Origin of the sequence: Rouxiella sp. Mn2063, from assembly GCF_049319665.1 — a bacterium.
In the GTDB taxonomy this organism is placed as follows: Bacteria; Pseudomonadota; Gammaproteobacteria; order Enterobacterales; family Enterobacteriaceae; genus JBMOUD01.
In genome coordinates, this window is record NZ_JBMOUD010000013.1 from 91,059 (window position 1) to 110,072 (window position 19,014).

Sequence of the window (19,014 nt, forward strand, 5' to 3'; positions counted from 1 at the left end):
TTAACATTTTTGCAATGTTTTGTGGGGGGGGAAGAATATGAGTGACCAAAAAATTGCGGCAATATTCGCTGGCGCAACACCGCTTAATGCGCTGAAAGAGCCGACAGAAGTTATTCGTCAGTTTACGCCAAACTGGTTTGCCGCCACGATGGGGACGGGGATTTTATCCTTGTCGCTTGCACAGTTTCCTTGGCCTGTTCCTGGATTACAGGCTATTGCCGAAGGGCTTTGGATGTTCAACATCCTGCTTTTCGTCCTGTTTTCCATGATATATCTGGCGCGTTGGATCATGTATTTCGACGAAGCGAAGCGGGTATTTGGACACTCTACGGTATCCATGTTCTTCGGGACAATCCCGATGGGGATGGCAACGATTATCAATGGGTTGTTGGTATTCGGTTTGCCGCGTTGGGGGGCGAGTGTTGTACCGATTGCTGAGGTTCTCTGGTGGCTGGATGTAGCGATGGCGCTGCTTTGTGGTGTTTGTATTCCCTATATGATGTTTACCCGGCAAGAACACCGTATCGATCAGATGACAGCCGTCTGGTTGTTACCCGTTGTTGCCGCTGAGGTTGCTGCCGTTAGCGGTGGGTTACTGGCACCGCATATCGCCGATGTACACACCCAGCTTTATGTGGTTATCACCAGCTACGTACTCTGGGCCTATTCTGTTCCTATTGCGCTAAGTATTTTGGTTATTTTGCTGTTGCGTATGGCGCTGCATAAACTGCCTCATGAAAGCATGGCAGCCTCAAGCTGGCTAGCTCTTGGTCCTATTGGTACGGGTTCTTTGGGTATGTTAGTTATCGGAGGGGATGCGCCGGCTATTTTTGCCGCGAATAATATGGCAATGCTGGGCAATATTGCACAAGGCGTAGGATTTGTATCTGGGATTCTGTTTTGGGGATGTGGCTTATGGTGGATGTTATTGGCAGCCATGATCACTATTCGCTATTGTCGCAACGGAGCCATTCCTTTTAATCTTGGATGGTGGGGTTTTACCTTCCCATTGGGTGTTTATACGGTGACAACGCTGAAACTGGCAACGTTGATTGATATTGCGTTTTTCAAAGTGTTTGGTGCCGTCTTAGTGATCGCTTTGGCTCTGATGTGGAGCTTAGTAGCAGTAAAAACCATCAGAGGCGCTTGGAGAGGCACCCTGTTTGTTTCGCCTTGTATTAGTGGCCTGAAGAAATAATCAGCAGTATTGAGTTTGGATCTGCACGCTATTAATTCTGAATCAGGCGCAGTAGCGACCCATCAAGGTCAATCAGCGCGGCCATTGTTATCCCCGCTGGCAGTTGCTCCGGCGGGTGCAGGCGTGGGGCACCTTCATTAAGCTCGGTTATGCCACTTGATTGGCATTGAGCATAAAAGGCACCGAGGTCGTCTACACGCAGGCAACAGCTAAACCAACTGCTGAGCGGGTCAAGCTCTGGATGCGGGAAGAACTCCAGCTGTAGACCCAACAAATTCATGATCAGCCAGCTATCATCGCGGTATGTCGTGTTAAACCCCAGATTCGCGTAAAACTGCTCAGTTTTATCAAAGCTGCGGGACGGTAAATTGGGTGTTGCGTGATTAGCCATAAAGCCTCTCTAATTATTGGCTCGATACTACATTGGCTCGATACGGCCAAATCACGATAATGACTGCTCTCGCTGCCAGCCATCGGGTATTACTACAAACCCGCAGGCCTGCATAAAGGCGTCGAGCAGCTTGTCATTATCGGCGCTATACAGCGCCCATCTATCTATCTCTGGCAGTTGCCGTTGTACTTCTTCAAGCAGGTATAGACCAACGCCGCGTCGGCGCGTGACTTCTCGTACCAATAAATCACTGAGTTCGGCTGTTTTCCCGCTGATTTTAACTTTCACCGCCGCTAACAGGCGATCGTTAAAACGTGCGGCAAATATGGCGTGATCCGCGCTTAACCAGGGTTGCCACGCTTCCAGGTTTTGTTGCGGCCAAATCTTACCTAGGTCAATCAGGTCCTGTGCGCTGAATTGGCGCACTCTTTCGATCGTTAATTTCATGGTGAAGTCATCAAGGAAAACAGAGTGTCAGTGTAGCGGATTGCTGATTAAGTCCCGCGTAACTTTTTTTGTACAGTAACAGGTTGAAAGTTTTTTGCCGATCTTTGTATAAGGAATAAACGTTGGCATAAATGGTATTTAATCAGTTTTAAACACTAACTTAATTCACTTTAGCCCGCTTTTTAGCCAAATAAAATTCTGTTTACACCTATTGTTTCTAACAATGTGATTTGATTTGCAGAAGAAAATTCCTGTTTAATAATATGATAAATAAAGTCTTATTTGATATTAAAACAAAAATAAGTCGCTAACTCGTTATTACTTATAAGTAAATTCCTAAGTGATGATGTTTTAGACGACAACAATGCAAACAATAAAAAATACAAACATCACAACTGACAAAACTGAGTGGGGTAATAGGATGAAAGCAACAGGAAAAATCTGGCTGGCGGGTTGTATCGCATTGGCAATGAGCCACAGTGCTATCGCTAAAGACATTAAAGTAGCGATTGTTGGTGCGATGTCTGGCCCAGTAGCACAATACGGTGATATGGAATTTACCGGTGCTAAACAAGCCATTGCCGATATTAATGCCAAAGGTGGGATTAAAGGCGACAAATTAGTGGGTGTGGAATATGACGATGCTTGTGACCCAAAACAAGCCGTTGCTGTTGCCAACAAAGTGATCAATGACGGTATCCGTTATGTTATCGGTCACCTGTGTTCTTCTTCAACGCAACCAGCGTCTGATATCTATGAAGACGAAGGCGTGCTGATGATTACCCCAGCGGCCACCAATGCTGACCTGACCACACGTGGTTATAAGTTGGTGATGCGTACCACCGGTCTGGACTCCGACCAAGGGCCAACGGCGGCGAAATACATTCTGAGCGCCATCAAACCAAAACGTATTGCGGTAGTACATGACAAACAGCAATACGGCCAAGGCTTGGCAACCTCAGTGCGCGATAGCCTGCAAAAAGCCGGTGCCAATGTGGTGCTGTTTGAAGGAATCACCGCTGGTGATAAAGACTTCTCTGTGCTGGTCGATCGCCTGAAGAAAGATAACGTCGATTTTGTCTACTTTGGCGGCTACTACCCAGAGATGGGACAAATCCTGCGCCAGGCTAAACAAGCCGGTCTGGATGCTAAATTTATGGGTCCAGAAGGCGTGGGTAACTCTTCGCTGTCAAACATCGCCGGTGCCGCTTCTGAAGGTATGTTTGTGACGCTGCCAAAACGTTACGACCAGGTACCTGCTAACCAGCCGATTGTGGCGGAGCTGAAAGCCAACAAGCAAGATCCAACCGGGCCATTTGTATGGACCACTTACGCTGCACTACAAGCGTTGACCACCGGGATGGAGCGTAGCGGCAGCATGGAACCTGCGGATATTGCCAAAAACCTGAAATCTCAATCGGTAGATACCGTCATGGGGCCGTTGAGCTGGGATGAGAAGGGCGACCTGAAAGGCTTCGAGTTCGGTGTCTTCGAGTGGCATAAAGACGGCACTTCAACGCCTATCCAATAATACACCTCTCATTACTTAATGCTTTCTCCCTCGCTAGATGTTTATAGATATTTATCTGGCGAGGGGTTGCAGCACCAGTTTTCAACACCCTTGAAGAATAAGGATAGGGTATGTCAGAGCAGTTTCTTTATTTCCTACAGCAGATGTTTAACGGCGTCACGCTGGGCAGCACCTATGCACTGATCGCCATCGGTTACACCATGGTTTACGGCATCATCGGCATGATTAACTTCGCCCACGGCGAGGTGTATATGATTGGTAGCTACGTCTCTTTCCTCGCCATTGCCGGGCTGATGATGCTGGGGATCGACGCCAGTTGGCTGCTGATTGGCGCCGGTTTTATTGCCGCGATGGTGATTGCTAGTGCCTACGGTTGGAGCATTGAGCGTGTCGCTTATAAGCCGGTGAGAAACTCCAAACGTCTTATTGCGCTGATCTCCGCTATCGGTATGTCGATATTCTTGCAAAACACCGTCAGCCTGACCCAAGGTTCCCGTGATTTAGCGCTGCCAAGTCTGGTCACCGGCCAATGGACGCTCGGCCAAACCAACGGCTTCGCTGCGACTATCAGCACTATGCAGCTGATTATCTGGGTTGTTACCTTTTTGGCGATGCTGGCATTGACCCTGTTTATCCGCTACTCGCGTATGGGCCGTGCGTGCCGCGCCTGTGCCGAAGATTTGAAAATGGCCAGCCTGCTGGGTATCAGTACTGACCGTGTTATCTCTCTGACCTTTGTTATCGGTGCTTTAATGGCGGCGGTTGCCGGTGTATTGCTGGGGCAATTCTACGGGGTGATCAACCCGTATATCGGCTTTATGGCCGGAATGAAGGCCTTCACTGCGGCAGTATTGGGCGGTATCGGTAGCATTCCTGGCGCAATGATCGGCGGTCTGATTCTGGGCGTAGCCGAGGCATTAACTTCCGCTTATTTGAGCACAGAATATAAAGATGTCGTCTCCTTCGCACTGCTGATTGTGGTGTTATTGGTGTTGCCGACCGGTATTTTAGGCCGCCCGGAGGTAGAGAAAGTATGAAACGTCTCAACCTGTTCAACGCGCTGCTTTCAGCGTTTGTCTTATTAGTTTTAGCCTCTTTTATCATGGGGTTGCAACTAACACTCGACGGCACTCATTTGGTGGTGCGCGGGGCGGGCAATGTGCGCTGGACGTGGATTGCCGTTGGTTGTGCGGTGGTGTTTGTCTTCCAACTATTACGTCCTCTGTGGCAACAAGGGCTGAAAAAAGTCTCTGGGCCGGGCTGGGTATTGCCCAGTTTTGATGGCAGCACACCGCGACAAAAATGGTTGGCGCTGGTACTGATTATTGCCGCTTTGGTCTGGCCGTTCTTGGTGTCACGCGGTAGCGTTGATACCGCCACGCTGACCCTGATTTACATCATGTTGGGGTTAGGCTTGAATGTGGTGGTGGGGCTTTCCGGGTTGCTGGTTCTGGGGTACGCCGGTTTTTACGCGGTTGGCGCCTACACTTTTGCGTTGCTTAATCATTATTACGGCTTGAGTTTCTGGGAGTGTCTGCCGCTGGCGGGGCTGGTTTCTGCGGCCTTTGGTTTACTGCTTGGCTTCCCGGTGCTGCGGTTGCGCGGTGATTATCTGGCGATAGTGACGCTGGGTTTTGGTGAGATCGTTCGTATCTTGCTGCTCAATAACACCAATATTACCGGTGGTCCGAACGGTATCAGCCAAATCCCGAAACCCACGCTGTTTGGTCTGGAGTTCAGCCGCACGGCGCGCGAAGGTGGCTGGGATACCTTCAGCCATTTCTTCGGCCTGCAATATGACCCAAATGACCGCATTATTTTCCTCTACATGGTGGCGCTGCTGTTAGTGCTGCTGACGCTATTTATCATTAACCGCCTGCTGCGAATGCCGCTGGGACGGGCATGGGAAGCGTTACGTGAAGACGAAATTGCTTGTCGTTCTTTAGGGTTGAACCCAACGCGTATCAAGCTAACCGCTTTTACTATCAGCGCCGCTTTTGCCGGTGTCGCCGGGACGTTATTTGCTGCTCGTCAGGGGTTTGTCAGCCCAGAATCCTTCACCTTTGTTGAGTCTGCTTTTGTATTAGCCATTGTAGTGCTAGGCGGGATGGGGTCGCAGTTTGCGGTGATTCTGGCGGCAATTTTGCTGGTGGTATCGCGTGAACTGATGAGGGACTTGAATGAATACAGTATGTTGCTGCTCGGGGCATTAATGGTGTTGATGATGATTTGGCGACCGCAAGGCTTATTGCCAATGAAACGACCGCAGTTGAAGCTGAAAGTCGCGCAACAATCTACTGAAGGAGAGCAGGCATGAGCCAACAACCTCTGCTGTCCGTCGAAGGATTATCGATGCGTTTTGGCGGCCTGTTGGCGGTTAATAACGTTGCCTTGCAGCTTAATCAGGGCGAAATCGTTTCATTGATTGGCCCAAACGGTGCTGGGAAAACCACGGTATTTAACTGTCTGACCGGTTTTTATAAGCCAAGCGGCGGCACCATCAAATTACGTGACCAGCATCTGGAAGGCTTACCCGGCCAGAAAATTGCGCGTATGGGCGTGGTGCGAACCTTCCAGCATGTGCGGCTGTTCCGTGAGATGACGGTGATTGAAAACCTGCTGGTGGCGCAACATCAACATCTTAAAAGCGGCGTATTGGCCGGACTGTTTAAAACGCCGGGATTTCGTCGTGCCGAAGCGGATGCGTTAGATCGTGCCGCAGTGTGGCTCGAACGCGTCGGGCTATTGGCGTTAGCTAACCGCCAGGCCGGTAATCTGGCTTATGGCCAGCAGCGTCGTCTGGAAATCGTGCGCTGCATGGTGACCCGTCCAGAATTGTTGATGCTGGACGAACCGGCTGCTGGTTTGAACCCGCGCGAAACGGAAGAGCTGAACCAATTGATCGCCGAGCTGCGCAATCAACATCAGGTATCGGTATTGCTCATTGAACACGATATGAAGCTGGTGATGGGTATCTCAGACCGGATTTACGTCGTTAATCAGGGTACGCCGCTGGCACAGGGTACACCGAATGAGATTCGTAATAATCCAGATGTGATACGCGCGTATTTGGGCGAGGGATAGCTGCCTATCCCATTAAGGCTATTTTATTTGCTATTTTGCACTCGGGCAGTGCTCGAAATCCTCACGTACTTGCCTGTACGCTGCGGTTTCTGCGCGCAGTCCGAGCGCAAACTGGCTGCAACAATAACGCCTACTGAGATAGGCAGGGATCAACATGCTGTCATTTAATAACGTTTCCGCCCATTACGGCAAAATTCAGGCGTTGCATCAGGTCAGCCTGCATATCAATCAAGGCGAAATTGTCACCCTGATAGGTGCTAATGGCGCGGGAAAAACCACCTTGTTAGGTGCGTTATGCGGCGAGCCGCGTGCCACACAAGGCTCAATTGTCTTTGAAGGGCAAGATATTACTCAGTGGCCGACGGCGAAAATCATGCGTGGCGATATTGCCATTGTGCCGGAAGGTCGGCGAGTATTTTCACGTATGACAGTGGAAGAGAATCTGGCAATGGGCGGTTTCTTTGCTACCCGCGAGCAATATCAGCAGCGCTTGCAGCACGTTTATGCGCTGTTCCCGCGTCTGCAAGAACGTCGTGCTCAGCGTTCTGGCACCATGTCCGGTGGTGAACAGCAAATGTTGGCGATTGGTCGTGCGCTGATGAGCCAACCACGTTTGTTATTGCTTGATGAACCTTCTCTGGGGTTAGCGCCAATCATCATTCAGCAGATTTTCGACACTATTCAACGCCTGCGTGAAGAAGGGATGACGATTTTCCTAGTCGAGCAAAATGCTAATCAGGCATTGAAACTCGCTGACCGTGGCTATGTGTTGGAAAACGGTCACGTGGTGCTGGAAGACAGCGGCGCTGCGCTGTTAGCCAATGAAGCGGTGAGATCGGCGTATTTGGGGGCATAGTCTTAGATTTTTACTCGGTTAATTCAAAACACAAAGGGTGCTTAAGCGGCACCCTTTGTCCTTTCTAGGAAATATCTTTAGCGGCTACCCGCTGTTCATGCAGCTGTCACTCTTCTGTCATATAAACGCTATTTTTCTGTCATTTAGTCATGTCATTTTAGCCTCGATTTGAAGAAATTTTTTCTTACAGGGCTACACACCTACCTTTTCTGGAGACAGGCATGCTTAAGCAAGCAATAACTAAAACGACGCTTTGCGTGGCGCTGGCATTATCATTCAGCACTCAGGCGATGGCAGTAACTGAAATTCCTTTCTGGCATTCGATGGATGGTGAATTAGGCAAAGAAGTTAACTCTTTGGCCGACCGTTTTAACCAGACGCATCCTGATTATAAAATCGTGCCTGTCTATAAAGGTAAGTATGACCAAGGGTTAGCAGCAGGCATCGCGGCGTATCGCAGCGGCCAGGCACCCGCTATCTTACAAGTTTATGAAGTTGGCACCGCGACCATGATGGCAAGTAAAGCGATCAAGCCGGTCTATCAGGTCTTTGCTGACTCAGGTATCAAACTCGATTCTGCCCAGTTTGTTCCGACCATTTCTGGTTACTACTCAGATTCTAAAGGTCAGTTGCTGTCCTTACCGTTCAACAGCTCTACGCCGGTGCTGTACTACAACAAAGACGCTTTCAAGAAAGCCGGTCTGAACCCAGATGAGCCGCCAAAAACCTGGCAGGAACTGCAGGCTGATACTGACAAGCTGCGCGAAGCCGGCATGAAATGTGGCTACTCCAGCGGTTGGCAGGGTTGGATCCAAATCGAGAACTTCAGCGCCTGGCATGCTCTGCCAATCGCGACCAAAAATAACGGTTTCGATGGTACTGACGCGGTTCTGGAATTCAATAAGCCAGAGCAAGTCAAGCACATCCAGATGCTGGAAGATATGAACAAGAAGGGCGACTTCACTTACGTGGGCCGTACCGATGAATCTACCGCTAAGTTCTACAACGGTGACTGTGCCATTACTACCGCTTCTTCTGGTTCACTGGCTGATATCCGTCAATATGCCAAGTTCCACTACGGCGTTGGCATGATGCCTTACGATGCTGACGTGAAAGGTGCACCACAAAACGCCATTATCGGCGGCGCGAGCCTGTGGGTAATGAACGGCAAAGACAAAGCAACCTATAAAGGTGTTGCTGAGTTCATGCAGTTCCTGACAACACCTGCTATTGCTGCGGAATGGCACCAGAAAACGGGTTACCTGCCGGTAACGACCGCCGCTTATGAACTGACTAAGAAAGACGGTTTCTACGACAAGAATCCAGGTGCTGATGTGGCCATTCGTCAGATGATGAACAAGCCACCATTGCCATTCACCAAAGGTCTGCGTCTGGGCTATATGCCACAGATTCGTACCATTGTTGATGAAGAGTTAGAAGGCGTATGGAGCGGCAAACAAACTGCTCAGCAAGCGTTGGATAACGCTGTTCAGCGTGGAAACCTGTTGCTGCGTCGCTTCGAGGCTTCAACTAAGTAACGACTTGTAGCCCGATGCCTGCCGGTATCGGGCTAACCCTGTGATGCGTGAAGTGGGGGCGTTCACAGGGAATGTCGAGACCGTCGTTTGACTCGTGCTCCAATTTTTACAGGTTCTACGTTTGTCGATTGATTCTCCGTTTTTTTAAATAGTTCCTGCCGGGTTTTCCCGGCATTTTGTCTTAGCGAGTAGATGATAATGAGTGCACATCGTCCCGGTTTTAGTTGCAGTTGGCTGCCCTATGCGCTGGTTTTACCGCAACTACTGATCACCGTGGTTTTCTTCCTGTGGCCGGCCGGTCAAGCATTGTGGTATTCGTTACAAACTGTTGATCCCTTTGGTCTATCAAGCCAATTTGCTGGCCTGACTAACTTTACTCAACTGTTCCATGACCCGTACTACCTCGCCTCGTTTTACACCACGATGAAGTTCAGTTCGATGGTGGCAATTATCGGGTTGGTGGTATCACTGTTTCTTGCTGCGCTCGTCGATCACGTGGTGCGCGCCAGCCGTATTTATCAAACATTGATGATCCTGCCTTATGCTGTGGCACCGGCGATGGCGGCAGTATTGTGGATGTTCTTATTCAGTCCGGGACTTGGATTGATTACTTATTTCCTTAACACACTGGGCTATACCTGGAACCACGCACAAAACAGTGGTCAGGCGATGTTCCTGGTGGTGTTGGCATCGGTATGGCAGCAGATTAGCTACAACTTCTTATTCTTCCTGGCCGCGTTGCAATCGATCCCTAAATCTTTAGTTGAAGCCGCAGCCATCGATGGCGCAGGCCCGGTGCGTCGCTTCTTTAATCTGGTCTTGCCGCTGATTACGCCGGTTAGCTTCTTCTTGCTGGTGGTCAACCTGGTTTATGCCTTCTTCGACACCTTCCCGGTTATTGATGCCGCGACCAACGGTGGCCCGGTACAGGCAACGACGACGCTGATTTATAAGGTATACCGCGAAGGCTTTACCGGTCTGGACCTGTCGAGTTCTGCCGCGCAGTCGGTGATTTTAATGGTGCTGGTGGTTGGTTTAACCGTCATACAGTTCCGCTTTGTTGAACGTAAGGTGCGTTACCAATGATTGAAAACCGCAGAGGGCTGGATATTTTCAGCCACATTATGCTGATCCTGGGCGTGCTGGTGATTTTGTTCCCGCTGTATATCGCGTTTGTTGCGGCAACACTGGATAACAAACAGGTGTTTTCTGTGCCAATGACGCTGATCCCCGGCGGGCATCTCTGGGAGAACATTCGTTATATCTGGACGCACGGTGTGGGCGACGGTAGCAGCGCGTTTGGTCGTATGTTGTTAAACAGCTTCATTATGGCGCTGGCGATTACGATCGGTAAGATTTCAGTATCGATTTTGTCGGCTTATGCCATCGTTTATTTCCGCTTTCCGCTACGTAACTTGTTCTTCTGGCTGATTTTCATGACGTTGATGCTGCCAGTTGAAGTGCGTATTTTTCCGACGGTACAGGTTATTGCTGACCTGAAGATGATGGACAGTTACACCGGTCTGACCCTGCCGTTGATGGCATCGGCCACCGCAACTTTCCTGTTCCGTCAGTTCTTTATGACCTTGCCGGATGAACTACTGGAGGCGGCGCGTATTGATGGCGCAGGCCCGATGCGTTTCTTCTGGGATATTGTTTTACCGCTGTCGAAAACCAATTTGGCAGCCCTGTTTGTGATTACCTTCATCTACGGTTGGAACCAGTATCTGTGGCCGTTGCTGATCACCAGCAATCCGGCGATGAGCACGGCGGTTGCCGGGATCAAAGGCATGATTGCCAGCGGTGATGCGACCACCCAGTGGAACCAGGTAATGACGGCAATGATCCTGACTTTATTACCACCGTTAGCGGTGGTGCTTTTGATGCAGCGCTGGTTTGTGCGCGGTCTGGTAGATAGTGAGAAGTAATGCGAAATGGCTAATTTAAAACTACAGGCAGTCACCAAGTCTTACGACGGTAAAAATCAGATTATCAAGAGTATTGATCTTGATGTCGCCGATGGTGAATTCATCGTGATGGTTGGCCCATCGGGTTGCGGTAAATCTACCTTGCTGCGTATGGTCGCGGGCCTTGAGCGTACGACCAGCGGCGATATCTATATTAACGACCAGCGCGTGACTGAAATGGAACCTAAAGATCGCGGGATTGCGATGGTGTTCCAAAACTACGCGCTGTATCCGCATATGACCGTGTTTGACAACATGGCTTATGGTCTAAAAATTCGTGGTTTTGGCAAAGCGCAAATCGAGAGCAAAGTGGCTGAGGCAGCACGTATTCTTGAACTTGGCCCATTGTTGAAACGCAAGCCGCGTGAGCTGTCCGGCGGGCAGCGTCAGCGTGTGGCGATGGGGCGCGCTATTGTGCGTGAGCCAGCCGTCTTCTTATTTGACGAACCGCTATCTAACCTTGATGCCAAACTGCGTGTGCAGATGCGTCTTGAGCTGCAACAACTGCATCGTCGCTTACGTACCACCAGCTTGTATGTGACCCACGATCAGGTAGAGGCCATGACATTGGCTGAACGAGTGATTGTGATGAACAAAGGTGTGGCGGAGCAAATTGGTACGCCATCCGAAGTATATCGCCGTCCAGCCACCTTGTTTGTTGCCAGCTTTATTGGTTCTCCGGCGATGAACTTGCTACCGGGGCAGCTCTCCTCGAACGGCAGCACGCTGGTGATGGAAGGGGGCTTCCAGCTCGCCTTGCCACAAGCGCGTCCAGAATGGGGCGGCCGCGAATTGACACTGGGTATTCGACCAGAGCATATTCAACTGTCGGACGATGTGCAGCACGGTATTCCGCTGACTATCAATACGCTGGAATTGCTGGGTGCCGATAACTTAGTGCACGGGAAATGGGCGGAAAGTAACGTGGTGGTTCGCCTTAACCATGAATACTGCCCACAGCCAGGGACTTCGCTGCGTCTGGTTCTCCCGCAGAATGCACTACACTTTTTTGACAGTAAGACCGGATTACGGATGGAGTAACAATGAAAGCTTGGCCTTATCCACGAATCGTCGCGCATCGCGGCGGCGGTTCACTTGCCCCGGAAAATACCCTGGCAGCGATTGATGTTGGTGCCAGTCATGGCCACACCATGATTGAGTTTGATGCCAAATTGGCAGCAGATGGTGAGATCTTCCTGCTGCATGACGACACGCTCGATCGCACCAGTAATGGCTGGGGCGTTGCCGGCGAGCTGAACTGGGATAAATTGGTTCAGTTGGATGCGGGCAGTTGGTATAGCGCGAAGTTTGCCGGTGAGAAGTTACCGACGCTGTCTGAGGTCGCGGCACGTTGTGCCGAACACGGTATGTTGGTCAATATCGAAATCAAACCGACGACGGGTACTGATGAGCTAACGGGTAAGCAGGTTGCATTGGCTGCACGTAGCCTGTGGCAAGGACAAGAGGTTGCACCGTTGCTCTCTTCGTTCTCCGTTGAGGCATTACGTGCCGCACAGCAGGCGGTGCCTGAATTGCCACGCGGGATTTTGCTCGATCATTGGGATGATAACTGGCTGGCGTTAATCCGTGAACTGGAGTGCGTGTCGCTGCACATCAATCACAAAGAGCTGACCCAAGAGCGTGTTGAACAGCTTAAAGAAGCCGGTTTGCATATTCTGGTTTACACCGTTAACACCGCAGAAAGAGCACATCAATTGCTGAGCTGGGGTGTGGATTGTATCTGTACTGACAAAATCGATTTGATCGGGCCGGATTTCATATAGCAGGTACGGCTGATTTGTGGGTAAGTATGAAGGCGGATATCATGCCTTCATACTTTAAATTGTCTTTATACCCGCAACGCCAACAGTTTTGGGTATAGATTGGCAATAATTAGTGTTTCAACAATGTTGGTAACTGGTTTTGCAATTCTAGCACGCAAGAATCCATATATTTTTCGGTAGTCTTCTTCACTAATGCATAGCCATTTTCCTGCCAGTCAGCAAGTTTAGCGACATCTGGTTTTGGTGAGCAACCTGCCATAATAAAGGAGGAGAACATATTGCCATCCTCAGGTTTTTTATAGAACTTCACCGTATAACGTAATTCATAGTTTGAATTTTCGGTAGAAAGGTCTTGGTATACTAATAACCATTTTGCCGCGACGATATTCAAATCATTTTTATACTGATATCCATTACCATTTTTCTGCAACCAATCAGCAATAACCAGTTTAGCTTTAGGTTTTAAATAGGCTTCGGTTGGTTCTGGAAGAGTATCAATATTGTTGCCCTTCAGAGTATCTTTGCTAAATGTTGATGCAGAGATCCCTCGTGCGAGAACTGATGCCAGTACGTTAATACCAACACCGACGCCAGTGTGGGCTGGTGTAACTTCACGCAGATGTAAATCAGCATATTGATTGTTATTTAACTCTGCCGAAACGAAGCCAGTATATAGAGCAACGCTGCTGCCATTTGCTGCAGTGATCTTATCTGTGTTGGGAGTTGTAGCACAAGCAGCTAACATTAACGTACTAAAAGTCACTCCTAACCCTTTTAAAATATTCATGACAAACCTTTTCCTGCGTCTAGTTATTTCTATTTTATAATAAGTTTATTATTAATCCTGAAAGTTACTTGGATTAATAAGCCGCAAGAATTTAGAGCAATACGCGAACTAAAATCAATCATTAAGTGAAATTATTAATTTCATAATAAGAAAAATCTTAAGATTATTGGAAGGGGCTATATTTAATAATGGCGATGGAGGGAATAAAAGAATTTTATATTGAATAATGGCAGGAAATATTCCCTGCCATTAAATAGGCTGTGATTACTACATCTGACTTAGAAGTCGACATTCACCCCAAGCTGGAAGGTTCTTCCTGGCTCGGTGGCTAGTGCCTGATTGTAGGCATCTTGATTAGTGACGTTGGTTAAGTCACGGCTGCTCAGATAATCCCAATATTTCTTATCCATCACGTTATAGATACCACCGCTGATTTTAACCGTTGGCGTCACACGGACGTAAGCAGTCAAATCGACTAAACCATAACCCGGAATGCGGTCATAAGAGGTAGTTGAGTTAGCGATCGGTGCACCGGTATTGGAGTAGCTCTGGCGGTTAGTGGCCTGCTGTTGCTTACCTTTGACGAAGGTTGAGATCACCGCAGCGCCATAGCGTTTGCTTGGGGCATCCCAGGCCACGCCGATCACCGCTTTCATTGGCGCTACGCTATCAAGATCAATGTATTTATCACCGAGGTAACTCGACTTGGATTTACCTTGGTTATAGCCCAGTGCAAAGGAGGTGCTCAGCCCATCAACTTGTTTAAACCAAGTACCGTAATTTACTTTAGCTGACATCTCGCCGCCGTAGATATAGGCTTTATCGCGGTTTTCTGCCTGATAAATCGTGTAGATGTTGCCAGGTACGTTGGCAAACATCTGCGGGCTACCGCTGCGGGTATAGCGGGTATAAGCAATAAAGTTCTGATAGGCGGTATAGAATACGGAACCGCTGAAGGTGACGCCTTCCACCGCTTCGCCTTTCAAGCCTAACTCGAATGCATTGCTGGTTTCTGTCTGCAGATTAGTGTTACCAATCAATGCATATTGCTGTGTTCCCGCATAGCTTGATCCCAGGTTCCAGGAACCGTAAAGCTGGCTGGCATCTGGGAATTCTGCGCCGCGTTTATATTGTAAATACGCAGTCAGTTTTGGCGTGATGTCATACAAGAAACTCAATGACGGTAAAACTTTGGTGTCACTGTTGGTTTTACCGTACAACGTCTCAACCGATGCTTCATTCAGTACCGCGCTACCGGCGCTAAGATCGCCTAAATCGGTTGGTTTGGTATTTTGATAAATCGCACGTACTGCTGGGACGATAGAGAAAGCATGACCGCCAAGGTCAAAGGTCATGTCATCCTGCACGAAACCACCGAGCGTATAACTTTTGCTGTTGGCTTCAGGTTGCATGATCACAGTGTAAATACTTGGCGCCGGATCTTGGGTAAACGGACGCTCGGTATCAGATTGTTTAGCGTTGATCCCGGCACTTAAGCGGTGAATACCGACTTCTTTCATCGCCTTGGTTTCAAAGCCGTACGTTTTTACGTTATAGCCAGAACCGACCGTTTGCATGCTGGTTGGTGGGTCGTTTGGCATATAAGTATCATCTTGCGCTTCGGCATTTTGATAATAAAGTTTGGTATCCACTTCATCGAGCCAGTCGATATTATTTGGCGTCCAGGCATCAGACAGGCTGAAGCTCCAGCGTTTGGTATCACTCTTTTGCTGTGCCGTGCCAAGAATGCTAGAACCTTGATCATTCCACGCATCGTAATGGGAGTGGCTGGTTTTATCATAAACGTCGGCCGTGGCCGTGAATTTATGTTCATCGTTAGGCTGCCATATGCCGCTGGTCATCAACGCGGTTGAATGCCAGTTCATCGGGTAAGCCTTAAGGCTATCGCTGTTATTACGCGTTTGTTGGCCATCACGGCGAGAAATAACCACGATGCCACGCAATGTTTGATCGCCACCTGCAGCAGTAATACCGTTATGCCAGCTATGGTCGGAGGAATCAAAATCGCTTTGATAACCGAAATAGGTATGTTTATTTGGGTTTAAATATTGATCCGGTGATTTAGGCTCGAATGAAACGGAGCCACCAATGGCGCTGTTGGCATTATCTGCAGCAGTCGTGCCAGACTCGATATTAATAAGCCCGTACATATAAGGGTCAATATAATCGCGGCCAATACCGAAGGTGTTGAGCCCTGCACGGCTGACGTAGCTGCGGCCGGTTGCATTCGGCAATGGAATGCCGTCCACATCTAATCCGATACGGTTGCTTTCCATTCCACGAATGTTGTATCCGGTGTAACCACTTCTATCAAAGCCGCTTTTACCTACTGAGGAACCGGGGCTGGAGCCGGTTGCACTGATCAACGGCTGATAACGCATGATGCTGCCGAAGTCATTACCGCCGTTACGTTGCATATCAGAGGCGGTAATTTGCGTAGACGTTCCCGCTTTTTTTACCTGCTTAGGTGCAACGACAGTCATCACATCTTTGTTGTCATCACTGTTAGCTGCTGTGTGTGTTTGATTGCCCGGCGTCGTCGTAACGGCCGTATTGTCTGCAGCAACGGCGCTGGTAATCGCACTTGATAAAAGACTGAGCAAAAATAGGGAATTAGCATGGCGTTTCCCCTGTTTTAAAATGAACATAATAAACCTCAGAAAGATTATGGTTTTTTATTTTTTATGCTCATACATTGCAAAGTTAAAGAAATAGCCTGTTATCTTTCAGGCTTATTTAAATATTGTAATGATTCTTATTACGGTAAATTTCGGAGGGCATTCTTACGCAAAACATATTCTTTGTATAGAGATAAATGGTATCTGAAATGAATTTTTATACTTTATGACGTAAAAAATACATATATAAAATATGAGGTTAAATAACCTTGTTATTTATCCTGATAAAGAAGTAGTGAATTTTACAGAGGATTTGCCTGTTATTTATACTATCAAGGCAACACCTTTCTTTTGATATAAGAAAGGTGTTTGAGTGGAGGCGATCGCGTAGTTGAGATACTTACTGTAATCGTTGCTGCAGCTGTTGGTTATTTTGATTGAGCTGCTGAATTTGTAAGCGTTGCTGATCACTTTGTATTTGAGAGCGAAGCTGCAACTGCTGTTGTTGAATGCTGCTATTGAGGTCTTGCTGTAGTTTACGTTGTTGCATTTGCTGGTTGATTTGCTGTTGCTGTTGCATCCGTTCTTGCGATGGGTTGCTTAACAGTTGTTGTGTTTGGTTGGGTATTTGAACATTTGCCAATGTAGCATGTGCGGCGAGCAACAGCGGTACCGCGAGGAGCAAACGGCAAGATAAGAGTCTATGTGAACGTTGTGTATGAGTATTCTTCATTTAGCTACACTCCATTGGGTTCAATGATGTTCAGTTATGCTAATTAGTTTAGGCAATATTACAGTGAAATGTATTGAACGTTGCAGCATCTGCAAAAGTCAGTCGATAATCGGATTTTTCCTTGGGTGATTAAAAATCACACTGACGTCAACCATCTTCACCATTCTATCAATACCGACTTCCGCTACAATGCTGCATCTTTTCTCTTTTCCGAGCGACACTCACGTGCCTTTACTTATCATTACCACCATCTTGTGGGCCTTCTCCTTTAGCCTGATTGGTGTTTATCTGGCAGGCCAGGTCGATAGCGTTTTTTCAGTGTTAATCCGCCTGGCGCTAGCGGCACTTGTCTTTCTGCCATTCTTACGCTGGAAAGGTTATCCCTTAAAAACCCTGCTGATGTATATGGCCGTTGGTGCGATGCAGCTTGGTGTGATGTATCTGATAAGTTTTGAAGCTTATCTGTACTTATCAGTGCCAGAATTCTTGCTGTTCACAGTCATGACGCCGCTGTATGTCACACTCATTTATGACCTGATCAGTGGACGAGGCATCCGTATAGGATATGCATTGAGCGCCTTGCTAGCGGTCGCCGGGGCGGCGATTATTCGCTATGACCATATCAGCGAGCATTTCATCATCGGATTACTGTTGGTACAGGCCGCCAATATCTGTTTTGCCATTGGACAGGTAGGTTATAAGCGCCTGATGGAAACGCATCCGATGCCGCAACATACGGCATTCTCTTGGTTTTATATTGGCGCGTTGCTGTGTGCCGTGGTGGCGTGGTTCTTGTGGGGCAATCCGCAGAAGTTACCGACCACTCATCTGCAATGGGGCATTTTAATCTGGCTGGGCGTCGGGGCTTCTGCATTAGGCTACTTCATGTGGAACTATGGCGCGACGCAGGTTGATGCCGGTACTTTGGGTATTATGAATAACTTCCATGTTCCGGCGGGGTTATTAGTCAATTTGGCAATTTGGCAACAACAACCCCATTGGCCAAGCTTTATTCTTGGGGCCGCAGTGATAATGGGCTCACTGTGGGTGCACCGGCGTTGGGTCGTGCCGCGTCGCGAACAAACGGCAGATGATCGCACGCGTGTTGGCGGGCGGAGCGAATAAATGCCTCAGTAACCGGTTGACGCTGCTCACCATCGCGTACGGCAGCGTACAACCGACTCCACAATCCCTCACCCAAGGTTTTGGTTACGACCAAACCCTGTTTCTCAAAGCTTTCTACGACCCAATGCGGTAAGGCCGCAATCCCCATCCGCGCAGAGACCATCTGAATTAGCAGAAGTGTGTTATCCACATTTTTCATCACCGGACTAATGCCCGCCGGTTGCAGGAAGTGCCGCCAGATATCCAAACGCTGGCGCTGTACCGGGTAAATCATCAGTGTTTCAGCACTCAAATCTTCTGGCGTAATAATGGCGTTATTCGCCAATGGATGATCCGGTGCTAGCACCAAGCGCACTTCAAAATCAAACATCGGTGAATAGTGTAATCCGCTGCGTGGCAGGATGTCGGAGGTTAACACGACATCCAATTCACCTTGCTGTAGTTCCGGCTGTGGATCAAAAGTCACGCCGGATTTGAAGTCCATCAACACCTGTGGCCAGTTCTGACGGAAGTTATCGAGCGCTGGGGTGAGCCATTGAATACAACTGTGACATTCGATGGCAATACGCAGCGAAGCCTGATGCGGTTCATGGCAGGCTTGCAGCGCCTGTTGAATCTGTGGCAGCACCTGTTCTGCCAGATTCAGCATAATTTCCCCTTGCGGTGTAAAGCGCAGAGGCTGGCTTTTACGTACAAATAGCCTGAAACCCAGACGCTGCTCAAGGTCGCTAAACTGATGCGACAAGGCCGATTGGGTTTGATGCAGCTGAGATGCCGCCGCCGCCAATGAGCCAGTATTACGCAGAGCTTGCAGCGTCCGCAGGTGTTTCAGTTCGATCATGAGAGTCCTTCACTTTTACATGAAAATTTTGCGCTTGTGGGATATACAGTACCTGCGGATTATGGATGTGTAAACATCTGGACGTCTAAATGG

General features: G+C 48.7%; 18 protein-coding genes. 12 read left to right on the forward strand and 6 right to left on the reverse strand.

Features of this window, described 5'->3' with window-relative positions; genetic code table 11:
• The first annotated feature begins 37 nt into the window (after positions 1 to 37).
• The gene (locus ACL9RG_RS17520) at positions 38 to 1,198 is read left to right on the forward strand and encodes a TDT family transporter (protein WP_422793915.1); all 1,161 of its coding nucleotides are present in this window, start codon (positions 38 to 40) and stop codon (positions 1,196 to 1,198) included.
• A gap of 31 nt (positions 1,199 to 1,229) precedes the next feature.
• Here ACL9RG_RS17520 and ACL9RG_RS17525 read toward each other — a convergent pair whose 3' ends face one another.
• Together ACL9RG_RS17525 and panM are read right to left on the reverse strand one after the other, a co-directional pair.
• Positions 1,230 to 1,589, reverse strand: coding sequence for a bleomycin resistance protein (locus ACL9RG_RS17525; protein ID WP_422793916.1), 360 nt, complete (start codon positions 1,587 to 1,589; stop codon positions 1,230 to 1,232).
• Positions 1,590 to 1,640: 51 nt separating this feature from the next.
• Positions 1,641 to 2,036, reverse strand: a complete 396-nt coding sequence (panM, locus tag ACL9RG_RS17530; protein ID WP_422793917.1) for an aspartate 1-decarboxylase autocleavage activator PanM — start codon at positions 2,034 to 2,036, stop codon at positions 1,641 to 1,643.
• Between the two features lie 421 nt (positions 2,037 to 2,457).
• Here panM and ACL9RG_RS17535 point away from each other — a divergent pair, with 421 nt between their 5' ends.
• From ACL9RG_RS17535 to ugpQ, 10 genes are all read left to right on the forward strand, one after another.
• Entirely contained in the window at positions 2,458 to 3,567 is a 1,110-nt protein-coding gene (locus tag ACL9RG_RS17535; protein ID WP_422793918.1) for a branched-chain amino acid ABC transporter substrate-binding protein, read from the forward strand.
• 110 nt (positions 3,568 to 3,677) lie between these two features.
• A complete protein-coding gene (livH, locus tag ACL9RG_RS17540; protein WP_422793919.1) occupies positions 3,678 to 4,604 on the forward strand; it encodes a high-affinity branched-chain amino acid ABC transporter permease LivH in 927 nt (308 codons plus the stop codon).
• The gene (locus ACL9RG_RS17545; protein ID WP_422793920.1) at positions 4,601 to 5,884 is read left to right on the forward strand and encodes a high-affinity branched-chain amino acid ABC transporter permease LivM; all 1,284 of its coding nucleotides are present in this window, start codon (positions 4,601 to 4,603) and stop codon (positions 5,882 to 5,884) included. The genes livH and ACL9RG_RS17545 overlap by 4 nt, the downstream gene beginning before the upstream one ends.
• Positions 5,881 to 6,651, forward strand: a complete 771-nt coding sequence (gene livG / locus ACL9RG_RS17550; RefSeq protein ID WP_422793921.1) for a high-affinity branched-chain amino acid ABC transporter ATP-binding protein LivG — start codon at positions 5,881 to 5,883, stop codon at positions 6,649 to 6,651. The genes ACL9RG_RS17545 and livG overlap by 4 nt, the downstream gene beginning before the upstream one ends.
• 154 nt (positions 6,652 to 6,805) lie before the next feature.
• A complete protein-coding gene (gene livF / locus ACL9RG_RS17555) occupies positions 6,806 to 7,507 on the forward strand; it encodes a high-affinity branched-chain amino acid ABC transporter ATP-binding protein LivF (protein ID WP_422793922.1) in 702 nt (233 codons plus the stop codon).
• Between the two features lie 221 nt (positions 7,508 to 7,728).
• Positions 7,729 to 9,045: a sn-glycerol-3-phosphate ABC transporter substrate-binding protein UgpB gene (gene ugpB / locus ACL9RG_RS17560; protein WP_422793923.1), complete on the forward strand. Its 1,317-nt coding sequence runs from the start codon at positions 7,729 to 7,731 to the stop codon at positions 9,043 to 9,045.
• Positions 9,046 to 9,243: 198 nt separating this feature from the next.
• A complete protein-coding gene (gene ugpA / locus ACL9RG_RS17565; protein ID WP_422793924.1) occupies positions 9,244 to 10,131 on the forward strand; it encodes a sn-glycerol-3-phosphate ABC transporter permease UgpA in 888 nt (295 codons plus the stop codon).
• On the forward strand, positions 10,128 to 10,973 hold the full coding sequence (gene ugpE, locus ACL9RG_RS17570) for a sn-glycerol-3-phosphate ABC transporter permease UgpE (RefSeq protein WP_422793925.1): 846 nt from the start codon (positions 10,128 to 10,130) through the stop codon (positions 10,971 to 10,973). The genes ugpA and ugpE overlap by 4 nt, the downstream gene beginning before the upstream one ends.
• A 6-nt stretch (positions 10,974 to 10,979) precedes the next feature.
• On the forward strand, positions 10,980 to 12,053 hold the full coding sequence (locus ACL9RG_RS17575) for a sn-glycerol-3-phosphate import ATP-binding protein UgpC (RefSeq protein ID WP_422793926.1): 1,074 nt from the start codon (positions 10,980 to 10,982) through the stop codon (positions 12,051 to 12,053).
• Positions 12,054 to 12,055: 2 nt separating this feature from the next.
• A complete protein-coding gene (gene ugpQ, locus ACL9RG_RS17580) occupies positions 12,056 to 12,796 on the forward strand; it encodes a glycerophosphodiester phosphodiesterase (protein ID WP_422793927.1) in 741 nt (246 codons plus the stop codon).
• A gap of 109 nt (positions 12,797 to 12,905) precedes the next feature.
• On the opposite strand, the gene ACL9RG_RS17585 is transcribed toward ugpQ, so the two are convergent.
• From ACL9RG_RS17585 to ACL9RG_RS17595, 3 genes are all read right to left on the reverse strand, one after another.
• Positions 12,906 to 13,583, reverse strand: a complete 678-nt coding sequence (locus ACL9RG_RS17585) for a hypothetical protein (protein ID WP_422793928.1) — start codon at positions 13,581 to 13,583, stop codon at positions 12,906 to 12,908.
• Positions 13,584 to 13,861: 278 nt separating this feature from the next.
• Positions 13,862 to 16,252 (reverse strand): TonB-dependent receptor domain-containing protein, encoded by a 2,391-nt coding sequence (locus tag ACL9RG_RS17590; protein WP_422793929.1) that lies wholly within the window; start codon positions 16,250 to 16,252, stop codon positions 13,862 to 13,864.
• 370 nt (positions 16,253 to 16,622) lie between these two features.
• The gene (locus ACL9RG_RS17595; protein WP_422793930.1) at positions 16,623 to 16,955 is read right to left on the reverse strand and encodes a DUF2756 domain-containing protein; all 333 of its coding nucleotides are present in this window, start codon (positions 16,953 to 16,955) and stop codon (positions 16,623 to 16,625) included.
• Positions 16,956 to 17,180: 225 nt separating this feature from the next.
• Here ACL9RG_RS17595 and ACL9RG_RS17600 point away from each other — a divergent pair, with 225 nt between their 5' ends.
• Positions 17,181 to 18,080 (forward strand): carboxylate/amino acid/amine transporter, encoded by a 900-nt coding sequence (locus tag ACL9RG_RS17600; protein WP_422793931.1) that lies wholly within the window; start codon positions 17,181 to 17,183, stop codon positions 18,078 to 18,080.
• Here the strand turns inward: ACL9RG_RS17600 and metR are convergent.
• Entirely contained in the window at positions 17,965 to 18,921 is a 957-nt protein-coding gene (gene metR, locus ACL9RG_RS17605; protein WP_422793932.1) for an HTH-type transcriptional regulator MetR, read from the reverse strand. The genes ACL9RG_RS17600 and metR overlap by 116 nt on opposite strands.
• Between the last annotated feature and the right edge of the window lie 93 nt (positions 18,922 to 19,014).

Coding starts and splice junctions, on each gene's coding strand:
- ACL9RG_RS17520 (WP_422793915.1), top strand. CDS start 38: ATGAGTGACCAAAAAATTGCGGCAATATTCGCTGGCGCAACACCGCTT.
- ACL9RG_RS17525 (WP_422793916.1), bottom strand. CDS start 1,589: ATGGCTAATCACGCAACACCCAATTTACCGTCCCGCAGCTTTGATAAA.
- panM (WP_422793917.1), bottom strand. CDS start 2,036: ATGAAATTAACGATCGAAAGAGTGCGCCAATTCAGCGCACAGGACCTG.
- ACL9RG_RS17535 (WP_422793918.1), top strand. CDS start 2,458: ATGAAAGCAACAGGAAAAATCTGGCTGGCGGGTTGTATCGCATTGGCA.
- livH (WP_422793919.1), top strand. CDS start 3,678: ATGTCAGAGCAGTTTCTTTATTTCCTACAGCAGATGTTTAACGGCGTC.
- ACL9RG_RS17545 (WP_422793920.1), top strand. CDS start 4,601: ATGAAACGTCTCAACCTGTTCAACGCGCTGCTTTCAGCGTTTGTCTTA.
- livG (WP_422793921.1), top strand. CDS start 5,881: ATGAGCCAACAACCTCTGCTGTCCGTCGAAGGATTATCGATGCGTTTT.
- livF (WP_422793922.1), top strand. CDS start 6,806: ATGCTGTCATTTAATAACGTTTCCGCCCATTACGGCAAAATTCAGGCG.
- ugpB (WP_422793923.1), top strand. CDS start 7,729: ATGCTTAAGCAAGCAATAACTAAAACGACGCTTTGCGTGGCGCTGGCA.
- ugpA (WP_422793924.1), top strand. CDS start 9,244: ATGAGTGCACATCGTCCCGGTTTTAGTTGCAGTTGGCTGCCCTATGCG.
- ugpE (WP_422793925.1), top strand. CDS start 10,128: ATGATTGAAAACCGCAGAGGGCTGGATATTTTCAGCCACATTATGCTG.
- ACL9RG_RS17575 (WP_422793926.1), top strand. CDS start 10,980: ATGGCTAATTTAAAACTACAGGCAGTCACCAAGTCTTACGACGGTAAA.
- ugpQ (WP_422793927.1), top strand. CDS start 12,056: ATGAAAGCTTGGCCTTATCCACGAATCGTCGCGCATCGCGGCGGCGGT.
- ACL9RG_RS17585 (WP_422793928.1), bottom strand. CDS start 13,583: ATGAATATTTTAAAAGGGTTAGGAGTGACTTTTAGTACGTTAATGTTA.
- ACL9RG_RS17590 (WP_422793929.1), bottom strand. CDS start 16,252: ATGTTCATTTTAAAACAGGGGAAACGCCATGCTAATTCCCTATTTTTG.
- ACL9RG_RS17595 (WP_422793930.1), bottom strand. CDS start 16,955: ATGAAGAATACTCATACACAACGTTCACATAGACTCTTATCTTGCCGT.
- metR (WP_422793932.1), bottom strand. CDS start 18,921: ATGATCGAACTGAAACACCTGCGGACGCTGCAAGCTCTGCGTAATACT.